The sequence below is a fragment of the Methylobacterium sp. FW102-HT35C08 genome, from assembly GCF_058790235.1.
This window is the reverse complement of sequence record NZ_JBYTCL010000002.1, coordinates 6294815-6306731: the sequence shown is the minus strand read 5'-3', so window position 1 is coordinate 6306731 and position 11917 is coordinate 6294815. Positions and strand designations below refer to the sequence as shown.

9 protein-coding genes are annotated in these 11917 nt (G+C 68.9%); 3 read left to right on the top strand and 6 right to left on the bottom strand.

All coding sequences use genetic code 11. The features are described from left to right. Positions 1-480: 480 nt before the first annotated feature. The 3 genes from rpsT to ccmA form a co-directional block, all read right to left on the bottom strand. Positions 481-747 carry a 30S ribosomal protein S20 gene (gene rpsT / locus AC3WSN_RS30160; RefSeq protein ID WP_007561677.1) on the bottom strand — a complete coding sequence of 89 codons (267 nt, stop codon included), beginning with the start codon at positions 745-747 and terminating at the stop codon, positions 481-483. A 1320-nt stretch (positions 748-2067) separates the two neighbouring features. Continuing rightward, positions 2068-2742: a heme exporter protein CcmB gene (gene ccmB, locus AC3WSN_RS30155; RefSeq protein ID WP_492542968.1), complete on the bottom strand. Its 675-nt coding sequence runs from the start codon at positions 2740-2742 to the stop codon at positions 2068-2070. Beyond that, positions 2733-3371: a heme ABC exporter ATP-binding protein CcmA gene (ccmA, locus tag AC3WSN_RS30150; RefSeq protein ID WP_492542966.1), complete on the bottom strand. Its 639-nt coding sequence runs from the start codon at positions 3369-3371 to the stop codon at positions 2733-2735. The genes ccmB and ccmA overlap by 10 nt, the downstream gene beginning before the upstream one ends. Positions 3372-3496: 125 nt before the next feature. On the opposite strand from ccmA, the gene AC3WSN_RS30145 reads away from it, so the two are divergent. Beyond that, on the top strand, positions 3497-3682 hold the full coding sequence (locus tag AC3WSN_RS30145; RefSeq protein ID WP_192706830.1) for a hypothetical protein: 186 nt from the start codon (positions 3497-3499) through the stop codon (positions 3680-3682). Here AC3WSN_RS30145 and AC3WSN_RS30140 read toward each other — a convergent pair whose 3' ends face one another. Further along, the gene (locus tag AC3WSN_RS30140) at positions 3683-4456 is read right to left on the bottom strand and encodes an RNA methyltransferase (protein ID WP_492542964.1); all 774 of its coding nucleotides are present in this window, start codon (positions 4454-4456) and stop codon (positions 3683-3685) included. A 206-nt stretch (positions 4457-4662) separates the two neighbouring features. On the opposite strand from AC3WSN_RS30140, the gene AC3WSN_RS30135 reads away from it, so the two are divergent. Next, on the top strand, positions 4663-5877 hold the full coding sequence (locus tag AC3WSN_RS30135) for an NADP-dependent isocitrate dehydrogenase (RefSeq protein WP_238194437.1): 1215 nt from the start codon (positions 4663-4665) through the stop codon (positions 5875-5877). A 108-nt stretch (positions 5878-5985) separates the two neighbouring features. Here the strand turns inward: AC3WSN_RS30135 and AC3WSN_RS30130 are convergent, their stop codons facing one another. Further along, complete coding sequence (locus AC3WSN_RS30130; RefSeq protein ID WP_192706828.1) at positions 5986-6423, bottom strand: DUF3429 domain-containing protein; 438 nt, start codon at positions 6421-6423, stop codon at positions 5986-5988. Positions 6424-6560: 137 nt separating this feature from the next. Further along, entirely contained in the window at positions 6561-9791 is a 3231-nt protein-coding gene (locus AC3WSN_RS30125; RefSeq protein ID WP_492542962.1) for an SEL1-like repeat protein, read from the bottom strand. A gap of 302 nt (positions 9792-10093) precedes the next feature. Here AC3WSN_RS30125 and AC3WSN_RS30120 point away from each other — a divergent pair, with 302 nt between their 5' ends. Then, complete coding sequence (locus tag AC3WSN_RS30120) at positions 10094-11881, top strand: acyl-CoA dehydrogenase C-terminal domain-containing protein (protein ID WP_492542960.1); 1788 nt, start codon at positions 10094-10096, stop codon at positions 11879-11881. Positions 11882-11917 lie beyond the last annotated feature (36 nt).

Below are 11917 nucleotides of genomic sequence, written 5' to 3'. Positions count from 1 at the left end.
CACTGGCTCTCCCGACGCTGCCCACGGAAATCCGCAGGCCGCGCGTACGCACGAATTACGCCCTCAGCGTCCCGCAAGAACGGGCGGGACAGAGTCCAACTCATGGAGTCAACCCCTCCACGGGGACCATTTGCCGATTGGGAGAGCCTATCAACAATTACCTACAGTTCCTTTAACACTGGGACTTGCGGGGATGGCGCGGAGCGCTGTCGGCAAGTGTTCCCACGGGCGTTCAAGACGGCCGCTAGAGACTTGGCGAATCAGATTGATTCGCTGGAGCCCCGAAATCGCTTTGTTTTGCTTGTGGAGTGTCAGTTTCTGTTAAGCTACACGCCGATCCCGGACTCTGCAATCGCGTCGATTCTTGGATAGGGTTAACGGTTCGGACTCACGCGCGCCGGCGAACGCCGCCTGGACAGCGCGCACGAAAAAGCCCGGCGCGAAGGCCGGGCTTGAAACCGTCTGGACTGTGTGGGTGCGTTAAGCGGCGAGCGCCTTCACCCGGGCGGCGAGGCGCGAGACCTTCCGCGAGGCATTGTTCTTGTGAACGATGCCGTGCTGCGCTGCGCGCATCATCTCGGGCTCGGCGGCGCGGAGGGCGGCCAGCGCATCCTGCTGGTTGCCCGTGGCGATGGCCTCTTCAACCTTGCGGACGAAGGTGCGCATGCGCGAGCGGCGCGAGCGGTTGATCGCCGTGCGCTTGGCGATCTTGCGGGTCATCTTCTTGGCCGAAGCGGTGTTGGCCATGTACGTCCTCGTGTTTCTCGTCGGGCGATGCCGACGGGCCGGCTGTGCCGGAAATCGGTCGTCGCGTCAGGTTGTCTGGCGATGGCCGAGACGCAGCGCGCGCGAAAGCGCGGCCCCTCGGCGAAGCGGCTTCTATAGTCAGAGGGCCGCCCTGCGTCAACGCGGAACAGACCGCGCGCCACGGAGCAAGCCACGTGTCTTAAATCTTGACATTTTTCCTAAGTTCTTGTGTTGTTTGGGCTGAACCGCGGAACGGCGGAGCGAGGCGACGATGCGTGACAAGTCTCAACGCACGGCGAGGCGATCATGCTGCGCAACGTTCTTGCCGGCCTCGCCCTGGAGACCAAGCTGATCCGCCTGCAGCGGCAACTCCAAGACAAAGGCTGGGAGACGCAGCCGCACGCACCAGCGGGACAGCCAAACGGCGGCGAGTGGGTGCAAGGCCCCGGAGGTGGCCGATGGGCCTCAATCCACGAGGATCAGCCCAGCGGCCCCTCTCCTCAAGACCCGCCCCCACTCCCGGAAGCCACAACGCTGGAAGATGGGACGCGCGTCCTGTCGGTCCGAATACACACAGGGCGAAAGCCCTTCGACGAACAACACACGGTCATCGCGCCGGATGGTGAAAGCCGGATCTTCGAGACATCCGGGGAGACGCAGACGATCCAGGACGGTCAGAACGGTGATGTGCTGTCGCGCAGCACGTTGACGGCGACGGACCTCGTCTCGGAGCCCCTCGTGCAGCCGGCCTTTCTGCCAGCTGTGCCGTTGGCGATCGAAGGTGCGCTCGCCGCGATTCAGTCGGCGCGAACACTCGATCTCGCTCTATCGCCGCTGACGGTTCTGTCCGCGCGCAAGAATGGCTTCGGAGCGGCACTGGGTCTGACCGCACACGAATATGCGATCGACGAGAATTCTCAGGCGAACGTGGCGATCTGGGTCGGCCCGATTGGCCAGCAAGCTCTCAACGGTGCTTGCCCACGCAACGGCGAAGTTCTAGCCATGACCAACGATGTCGCGAAGGCGGTCAGGGCGTCGGGAAACTATCTGAACGCGACGGATTTCGGCAACAAGGTGCATATCGAAATTAAGAGGCGCGTAGATCTACATAACGATCAAGATTTCAAAGCCGAGATCCTGCTCGATCTCACTGGAATCAGGCCGAACGCACGAAACCCTGGAAACGTTAGGCTCGACCTGCTGGAAAACGTCAGAATCTCGCAGACCGTGTGCATCTACGACTACAAAAACCGGCAACGGGGAGATCTCAATGGCTCGTGCCGGACGATCTCCGGACCGACAGCGCTCGAGCGTCAAGCCTCACTCCGGCCAGCGCAAAGCCGCCGCCGCCGCCAGCGTTCCCACCACGGCGGCGATCAGCGTCAGAGCGCCGAGCACGGCCAGCGGCACGAGAAACGGCACCGTCCCGCCGCTCGCCGCCTGAGCGGCGGAGACGCCGAAGATCAGCGTCGGAATCATCAGTGGCAGCACCAGCACGGCGAGGATCAGCCCGCCCCGCCGAATCGACGCCGTCAACGCGGCCCCCACCGCGCCGATGAAGCTCAGCGCCGGCGTGCCGGCCAGCAGCGTCAGGGACGTCGCGCCCATGGCGGTGCCGTCGAGGGCAACGAGCAGGCCGAAGAGCGGCGCGGCCAGCGCCAGCGGCAGGCCGGTGGTCAGCCAGTGCGCCGTCACTTTGCCGAGCACCACGAGTTCGAGGGGCACCGGCGCGGCGGTCATCAGGTCGAGGGACCCGTCCTCCTCGTCGGCCTGGAACAGGCGGTCGAGGCCGATCAGCGTCGCCAGCACCGCGGCGAGCCACAGGATCGCCGGGCCAATCCGCGACAGCAGGTTGAGGTCGGGCCCCAGCGCGAAGGGCACCAGGGCGACGATCATCAGGAAGAAGACCAGCGACAGGGCGCCGGAGCCGCCGACGCGGCCGGCGAGGCGGAGGTCGCGGGCGATCAGGGCGAGGAAGGCCTGAATCACGCCCATTCCTCCAGCACGTCCGATGCAGGCGCCGTGGCGGCCGCCTCGATGCGCAGTTCCGCAGCGCCGGCCAGGCCGAGGGATTGGTGGGTCGCCGCGATCACCAAGCCGCCGCCGGCCCGATGCCCTTCCATCAGCTCGGCGAGCACCGCCTGCGAGGTGGTGTCCAGGGCCGCGGTCGGCTCGTCCAGGAGCCAGAGCGGCCGGGCGCAAACCAGCAGCCTGGCCAGGGCAACGCGCCGCCGCTGGCCCGCCGAGAGATAGGCCACCGGCAGGTCATGGGCATGGCCGAGACCGAGGCGCTCCAGCGCGGCGCGCGGGTCGAGGCGCGGCGCACCGAGGAGCCGCTGCGCGAACAGGAGGTTCTCCCCAGCCGTCAGGGACGACTTCAGCCCGTCGCGGTGGCCGACCGTGTGCAGGCATTCCGGCAGGCTCGCCTCCCCGACATCGGCGACCGTGATCCGCCCGGCATCGGGCCGCAGCCGCCCTGACAGGATCGCGAGCAGGCTCGACTTGCCCGCGCCGTTCCGCCCGGTCACCGCCAGGGCGTCTCCGGGTCCGAGGGCGAAGGACAGGTTGGAGAAAATGCGGCGCCCGGAGCGGCGGCAGGCCAGATCGTCCACGCTGAGCCGCACTCGATCCCCCGCCCCCGTCCCGACGCCGCGCAGCTGTTCTGCGAAGTCGTCTCCATGCCCGATTGCGCCGGGGAACGGAACCGCACGGTCCAGCTGCGCTTTCGTACTGCAACGGAGGATTGCCCATGGCCGAGGCGAGAAACCCGAACGAGGCGGACGTCGCCGCGACGCCGGACGCGGTGGCCGGCCGCGCCAAGGTCGAGGCGCGGATGGCCCAATGCACCGTCGAGGAGCAGGCGGCGTTCTGGGAGGCGGTCGGCCGCTGCTTCGGCGGCGGCAAACCGCCGGAGATTGAGCCGGCCTCCGGCTGATCAGGCCCCCTTGCGGGTCAGGGCCCGCAGCGCGCCGCGGAACGTCCGCACATCCTGCTCGGTCAGGCTCATGCGGTGGAGCATGTCGCGCATGTTGCGCGCGATGATCTCCTTCTTCTCCGGCGGATAGAAGCCGGCCTCGTCGAGCGCCGCCTCCAGGCTTCCAAACAGCGCGATCAGCGCTTCGCGGGTCGCCGGCGGCGAGAGCAGCTCGCCCGAGAAGGGCAGCCGCGCCCGCCCGTTCGCCTGCCGCCACGTGTAGCCGACCAGCAGCACCGCCTGCGCGAGGTTGAGCGAGGGAAAATCCGGCGAGACCGGGAAGGTGATGATCGCGTCGGCGAGCGACACCTCGTCGTTGGTCAGCCCGACCCGCTCGCGCCCGAACATCACCGCGGTGCGCTGGCCCTCCCGGGCCACGAGCTCACCCATGGCCTCTTCGGGCGCGAAAACCCGTTTCATCTGCCCGCGCTCGCGCGCCGTGGTCGCCAGCACGTACCGGCAATCCGCGATGGCCTCGGCGACGCTGCCGAAGATCACGGCCCCGTCCAGGACATGCGTCGCACCCGAGGCCGCCTCGCGGACGCCCTTCTTGGGCCAGCCGTTCTTCGGGTTGACGAGGCGCAGCTCCGAAAGGCCGAAATTCGCCATGGCGCGGGCGGTCATACCGATATTCTCGGCGAGCTGCGGCTCCACCAGGATCACGGCCGGGGCGATCCCCGGCGGGATTTCGGTGGCCTTCCTCTGGGCGACGTCCTGGGAATCGCGGCTGGTCATGCAGGCCGTCTGGCACGGTCGGCCCTCGCCCGTCGAGGGTTGGGTGACGAAGCCGGCCGGATGACAGCGCGCGCCTTCCGTCGCCGGAAGCCCCGCGCTATGTCGCGGGGCGATTCCGGCCCGAGACGCCCACAACGGCTCTCAGGGTGGCGACCGCACGGCCCTTGCATGCCGTGCACCGGAACAAGGCGGGAAGGCATCGGCCCATGGCGAAGATCAAGGTAGCAAACCCCGTCGTCGAGCTCGACGGCGACGAGATGACCCGGATCATCTGGGCCGAGATCAAGAACAAGCTCATCCACCCCTATCTCGACGTCGACCTCGAGTACTACGATCTCGGCGTCGAGCACCGCGACGCCACCAACGACAAGGTCACGGTCGATGCTGCCGAGGCGATCAAGCGCCACGGCGTCGGCGTGAAGTGCGCGACCATCACGCCCGACGAGCAGCGGGTGCAGGAATTCGGCCTCAAGGAAATGTGGCGGTCGCCGAACGGCACGATCCGCAACATCCTCGGCGGCGTGATCTTCCGCGAGCCGATCATCTGCAAGAACGTGCCGCGCCTCGTGCCCGGCTGGACCCAGCCCTTCGTGATCGGCCGCCACGCCTACGGCGACCAGTACCGCGCCACGGACTTCAAGGTGCCCGGCAAGGGCCGCCTCACCATCAAGTTCGAGGGTGATGACGGCACCGTCATCGAGAAGGAGGTGTTCAAGTTCCCCGAGGCCGGCGTCGCGATGTCGATGTACAACCTCGACCAGTCCATCATCGACTTCGCCCGGGCCTCGATGAATTACGGCCTCGCGCGCAAGTATCCGGTCTACCTGTCGACCAAGAACACCATCCTCAAGGCCTATGACGGCCGGTTCAAGGACCTGTTCCAGAAGGTCTACGAGGAGGAGTTCGAGGCCAAGTTCAAGCCGCTCGGCATCACTTACGAGCACCGCCTGATCGACGACATGGTCGCCTCGTGCCTGAAGTGGTCGGGCGGCTACGTCTGGGCCTGCAAGAACTACGACGGCGACGTGCAATCCGACACGGCCGCCCAGGGCTTCGGCTCGCTCGGCCTGATGACCTCCGTGCTGATGACGCCGGATGGTCAGACCGTCGAGGCCGAGGCCGCCCACGGCACCGTCACCCGCCACTACCGCGAGCACCAGAAGGGCCGCGAGACCTCGACCAACTCGATCGCGTCGATCTTCGCCTGGACCCGCGGCCTGTCCCACCGCGCCAAGCTCGACGGCAACGACGATCTGGCGAAGTTCTCCGCCACCCTGGAGAAGGTCTGCGTCGACACGGTCGAGGCCGGCTTCATGACCAAGGACCTGGCGCTGCTGGTCGGGCCCGATCAGAAGTGGCTGTCCACGACGGGCTTCCTCGACAAGGTCGACCAGAACCTGAAGACCGCCATGGGTGCGTGAGGCACGCGCACGACCTTGAGAGCGGCGGGCGTTCCGGACGCCCGCCGTTTCCCGTCGGCACCCCGTCCGCCGAGAAAGCTTCGACCGGGGCGCGGAACGAACGGGCGCTCAGGCGGCAACCAGCAACGCGGCGCCGGCGACGCCGGACAGAACGAGCCGCAGGCGGCCCAGCCAGAGCGGTGCGAGGCCGCGGCGGGGTAGGTCCTGATCGATAAGCCCCCAGGCCAGCACGAGACCGCCGAGGATGCGCAGGTCCCAGGGCGCCGGCGCCGCCATGGCGGCCCAGGCCACCAGGGACGGGACGATCGCCACGATGTAGTCGCCGTTTCCGGCATTGCGCGCCGCCGCGGCACCCCAGCGGATTCCGCCCAGGAAGGAGGCGATCACCGCCCCGTAGGCGGAGAGGATGGTGCGCGGCGCCAATCCGATGCTGCTCAACCCGCCATCGGTGCCGGAGACGGCCAGGGCCGCAAATCCGAGAAACGGGATCAGGCCGGCCACACCCAGAACGATGGCGCTGATCGGGACAGGGTTCCGGTGCGCCATCCATCCTCCGAGCGGCGGCCAGGGTGGGTCACCCGCACGATCCGGAACCGGTCCGACGCCGCCCGGCCGGAGCGTTCCCGCATCGCGGCACGGCGGTCAAGCTCGGATCGCGGGCCTCGCGGGGCGGCAGCTCGCCGCTAGGTCCGCCGTGCGGGCGCCGAGAAGGCCACCGTGTTCGGCGCGGGCGCGCCGAGGAGCGACATCGGGGCGTTTGCACCGGCCCTCGGGGCCGGCGGCTCGTTGACGGCCGCGTCGATCTTTCGCGGCTTGAACGTCGCCGCCAAGCCCTTCGCCTTGGCGAGGTCGGCCGGGCTCAGCTTGTTGGCGACGTCGTCCCGCTTCTTGGCGGCGTCGTCGTCGCCCTGAGCTGCCGCCGCCGCGAACCACGCATACGACTGCACGAGATCCTGCGTCAGCCCCAGCCCCCGCGCGTACAGCACTCCCAGATTGTATTGGCTGTCGCGGACGCCGAATTCGGCGCCCTGTCGAAACCACGAGGCGGCGGAGGCGAAATCCGGCTTGCCGCTGGCGGCGGGATTTTCGGCGTAGAGCACCGCGAGATTGTGCATCGAGCGGGCGTGTCCCTGCTCGGCGGCGCGGCCGTACCACAGCTTCGCCTTGTCGAGATCCCGAACGAGGCCGGATCCCTTCTCGTACTGACCGCCGAGCTTGTACTGAGCCGGGGCGTAGCCGGCCGTGGCGAGCTTCTCGTAGAGCTTGGCCGCGACCGCGAGGTCGCGGGGCATGCCGCGGCCGTCGGCCTCCCGGGTCGCAAGATCGAAGATCGCCGCGCCGTCGCCGTCCAGTGCGGCCGCCTTCAGCTTCGCGAGAGCCGGCGGCAGGTTGCCGAGATCAGCCTGCAGGCTGTTCATCCCCGAGATCTGCGGCACCGACGCCTTGGAAGCCGGCGGGTGCGCCTCGGCCGGAGGCGGGGTCGGCAGGGCCTGCGTGGTCGTCGGTTCGCTGACCGGCGCCTTCGCAGCCGGCGTGTCCTTCGGCGCTTCCTTGGTCTCGTCGCGGCCGGCATCCGGCACAGCCGCCTTCGCCGGCTCCTCACGGACCGGGGCGGCCTGGCTCGCGACGACCGGACGCTGCTCCTCCGCGCCGCGCATGGTGATCGCCTGAAGCGCGCCCAGGGCCAGCACGATGGCGGCCAGGCCGAGCAGCAGCGGCCGGCGGCGGCGGTCGATCTCGGCGCGCAGGCGCGCGAAGCGGCCGTCTTCCGACACTGACGGCGTCAGCACCATCTTCTGGTCGCGCGCGTCGCGGCGCTCGGCCGGTGCCTCCGCGGCGAGTTCCGCCTGAGCGGCTTGCGCAGCGCGGCGCGCCGCCGCGATGAAGCTGGTCTTGATATCGGTTTCGGCGGCAGCCTCCCCGGTCTCACCGGCCCGGATCAGGTCCGCGGTGCGCTGCTTCACAGAGCGGCGCGCACCGGCCTCCCGGCCCGCACGCGAAGCACGGTTGGGACGCCCGCTGCCCGGCTCGAGGAGGTCGTCGGAGATCCGCAGGGACTCGGCGCCGTCCTGCCGGGCCGCAACCCTTGCCTCCGCCGGGGCCAGAGCGGCCTCCGGGCTGGTCGAGGATTTCAGGCGCTCGTCCAGGGATGGCGCCCGCGCGCCGACGGTATCCACCGGGCCGAGGCGGTCGATCAGCCGTTCGAGCGCGGATTGCACCCCGTTCAGCGTGGCGCCGAGGCGCTGATCCGAGGTGACCTGCCGCGCCTGCATGTCCGCCAGGCTGGCCCGCAGCAGGCCGATTTCGCCGCTGTCGGCGCCGATCGCGGAGCCCTTGAGGGTCTGGGCCACGGCGCTGCGCGCGGCGCGTTCCACCACGGCCTCGCTCGGCGCGGCTTCGCGCAGGGCCGTCACCTGCCGCAGCAGCTCGCCCATCGTATGCTCGAGGCTGACGAGCGCCGGATCAGAGACGCGCGGGGCGTCGAGCCGGCCGGCCAAGGTGACCACCTGCCGCTCAAGCGCATCGAGCCCTTCGTGCTCAGAACGAATGCCGACCTGGTCGACCTTGTCGGCGAGGCTGCGCAGCATGGCGTGGATGGAAGCCATCTCGCCGGATCGCGCACCGGTGCCGTCTTCGGCGTGCTCGGACCAGTCGTCCCGCGCGCAGAGAAGATCGACCTTGCCGGCCATCGCCTGGATCTGCTCGGCCAGGGCCGCCGGCGCGGCGATCTTCACGTCGCTGCGGATCTCCTCCAGCAGCGGCCGCAGATCCTGGCCGGTCCCGACCCGCTGCAGCTGCGCGATCTGCGCGCTCACGGCCTGCAGGCTGTTCGCGAGGCTCTGAATCCGCTCGGGACCCGCCAGGGTACCGATCAGGCGGCGGATCTCCTCGAGTTCCGAGAATAGGCCGGCGAGGGTCTGCCCGTGGGGATCCGCGGCACCCGTGGCGGCGATCGTGTCGAGGCGCTCGGCAAGGCGGCGCACATCCTCGGCGACGCGGCTGTGAACATTCTCGGCGACCTCTTCGGCCAGGCGCTCGACCTGAGCCCGGACCTGCTCGATCGGGACCGCGATAGCGGTGAGATCGGTCCCCGCCTGGGCGCGCTCGACGCCACTCGCCAGCGAAACGACAGCCTGCTCCAGCGCACCGATATCGCGGCTCGTGGCCAGCTGATTGATCGCCTCGCGCAGGCGGGCAGTCTCGTCCTGCAACTCGGACAGGGCCGCAGAAGGCGCGGCAACCTCCTCGATCCGGGCTTCGAGCCGGCGGGCGAGGTCCAGGCGCATGCTGGCGACCACGCCCCCGTCGGAGGCGGCATCGAGCGTGGGTCCGGCGGCGACCTCTTGCGACAGCTCCCGCTGCCGCTGGCGAATATCCTGGACCGCGTTGCGGATGTCGGCGGCTGCGGGACGGGCGCGGCGGCCCGGCGGGCGGGTGGCGGCGACCTGCTCCCCGAGCTGCGACATCCGGCGCTCAATATCGCCGAGACGGTCGGTGACTTCCTGGACGGGCGCAGCCTTCAGGGCGCGCTCGATGCGCGCCTCGATCTCGGCGAGCCGGCGTGCCTCGGCCTCCTGAGCGCTGCGCCGTTCCTCGTCGAGCACCCGGTTGAGGCCGTCGAGGCGGTCCATCAGGGCGTTGATGCCGTTGCCGTAGCCTTCGGCCGATTCGGCCTTGGCCGTGCGGCGTTCCTCGGCGGCCACGGTCTCGGACCGGCCGGTGGTATGCGCGAGTTGCTCGGCGCGATGACGGCGACGGTGACGCCGATTGCCTCCCGGCGCCGGCTGCCCCTGCGGCACCACCGAGGCGATCCAGGTCTCCAGCGGAACGCCCGCGCGCGCCGCGACATCCCGGGCGGCATCCAACACCTCGGGATCGAAACTGTCGAGCTGCGGCATCGCGTTGCGGGTCATCGGTGGCCTGTCGTCGGCAGCGTTCGGCAACCGATCCTGTGCGCGACGGAGACATCCCGGCTGGGTATCCGCGGAACGCGCACATCGGATCGTTCGAGCGTGACGATTAACTTTCTTGGTAAACACGAGGTTAAGGGCTCGATGGTCCGGTAATTACCTAGCCCAGAAGCCCGTGATGGCAGAGGCCGGTCGTCACCCTGCGGCAAGGCTTCGCCGTTGATCGCCGGGCGGCGGACCGTTTACATGCGGCCAACGCGGCGGATCGATGCAAGAGGTCCGCGCACAGCCGGGGGAAGCCAGAGATGCCGCAGTACCGCGCACCGGTCGACGACACGCTGTTCCTGCTCACGGACGTCCTGGGATTTCACGCGCGCGACAACTTGGCCGGCTTCGCCGATGCTTCGCCGGACGTTGTCGAGGCGGTCCTGCGCGAGGGCGCAAAGCTGGCGGAAGAGGTGCTGGCCCCGCTGAACCGGACGGGCGATGTCGAGGGCTGCCGCCGGGAGGCCGACGGCACCGTCCGCACGCCGACCGGCTTCAAGGCGGCCTACGATACCTACGCGCAAGGCGGCTGGATGGGCCTCTCGGTCCCCGAGGCCTATGGCGGACAGGGGCTGCCGCACACGCTCAACACGGCGATCCAGGAATTTGCTTCGGGCGCCAATCTCGCTTTCGGGATGTATCCCGGCCTGACGCAGGGGGCGATGGCCGCCCTGCTGGTTCACGGCACGGAGGAGCAGAAGGCGCTCTACCTGCCCAAGATGGTCGAGGGCGCCTGGACCGGCACCATGAACCTCACCGAGCCGCATTGCGGCACGGATCTCGGCCTGCTGAAGACTAAGGCGGTTCCGAACGGCGACGGCTCCTACAGCCTCACCGGCACCAAGATCTTCATCTCGGCCGGCGAGCACGACCTCGCCGAGAACATCGTGCACCTCGTCATCGCCCGGATCGAGGGCGCGCCCGCCGGGACCAAGGGCATCTCACTCTTCGTCGTGCCCAAGTTCCTGGTAAACGCCGACGGGTCGCTGGGCGCGCGCAACGGCGTGTCCTGCGGCTCTCTCGAGCACAAGATGGGCATCCACGGGAACGCCACCTGCGTCATGAACTACGACGGGGCGACCGGCTGGCTGGTCGGCCAGGAGAATCGCGGCCTCAACGCCATGTTCGTGATGATGAACGAGGCGCGACTCGCCGTGGGCGTCCAGGGCCTCGGGCAGTCGGAGGTCGCCTACCAGAACGCCGCCGCCTACGCGAAGGACCGCCTCCAGGGCCGGGCGCTCACCGGCGCCAAGGCACCCGAGAAGGCGGCCGACCCGATCATCGTCCATCCAGACGTGCGGCGCACGTTGATGCAGATCCGTGCCTTCAACGAGGCGTCGCGCGCCCTGATGCTCTGGACCGCGCTTCAGGCCGACATCCTGCACCGCTCCGAGGATGCCAAGGAGCGGCAGGCTGCCGACGATTATCTCGGGCTGATGACCCCGGTGGTGAAGGGCGTGCTCACCGATCGCGGCTTCGCCAACGCGGTGGAAGCGCAGCAGCTCCTCGGCGGTCACGGCTACATCGAGGAATGGGGCATGTCGCAGTTCGTGCGCGATGCCCGCATCGCCATGATCTACGAAGGCGCCAACGGCATCCAGGCCATGGACCTGATCGGCCGCAAGCTGCCCAAGGACGGCGGCCGGGCGATGATGGCCTTCCTTGGGGAGGTCCAGACCTTCCTCAAGGATCACGGCGAGGACTCGGCCATGGCGCCGTTCGTCAAGCCGCTTCAGGCCGGGGTGAACGACCTGCAGGGCGCGGTGATGTGGCTGATGCAGAACGCCTTCGCGAAGCCCGACAATGCCGGGGCGGGCGCGACCGACTTCATGCACCTCTTCGGCCTCGTGGCACTGGGCTACATGTGGGCGCGGATTGCCAAGGCGGCCTTGGCCAAGCACGCCGAGGCGCCCTCTCCGCGCTGGGAGTCTAAGCTGGCAGGCGGCCGGTTCTTCATGGAGCGGATGCTGCCGGAGACCGGCCTGCGCCTGACGCGGATCAAGGCCGGGGCCGAGAGCACCATGGTCCTCGAGGCGGACGCTTTCTGAGCGTCTCGCCGACCGCGCCCTTGGAGGCGTAGCGCG